1 pseudogene is annotated in these 425 nt (G+C 66.4%); it reads right to left on the bottom strand.

Annotation, left to right across the window (positions count from 1 at the left end):
* Positions 1 to 95 precede the first annotated feature (95 nt).
* Positions 96 to 425: pseudogene (locus EOD07_RS37205) on the bottom strand (SAM-dependent methyltransferase); the annotation flags it as partial.

Genomic DNA, 425 nt, shown 5'->3' with positions numbered 1-425 from the left:
ATCTTTCTCCTTTTGGCTGGTCCGTGCCCGTCACGGCCGGATTTCGAGCTAAGGATGAACGGCAAGGCCGCTTTCCGACACGGCCCTGCGAATTTCTACCGCGTGTTGTCAGCGCGAATGGCGCGTGACGAGAACCAGACATCGCCGAACACGGCGGTGGCGGTGCGGTCGGGCGCCTTGTCTTGCGTCAGCCAGATCGAGCGGGTTCGCGCGGCGCGCTCGCGGGTCGGTATTTTCGCGCCCGGCTCGGCGGTGGAAGCGCCGACGCAAGGGATGAACCAGGAGCCCATGAAGGGCCGGCAGGCAAAGCCGTTTTCCAGGCGGGTTATGAGGACCGCGAGGCCGACGGCTTCGGAGGGACGCCACGGAAAGATCATGCGGCCGCCGGGTTTCAGGGCTTTCAACCATGCGGCGGGCGGGGCGGC

The organism is Mesorhizobium sp. M2C.T.Ca.TU.002.02.1.1 (genome assembly GCF_003997225.1).
Note: the sequence above shows the minus strand (reverse complement) of the source record. Positions and strands in the feature narration are given on the sequence as shown.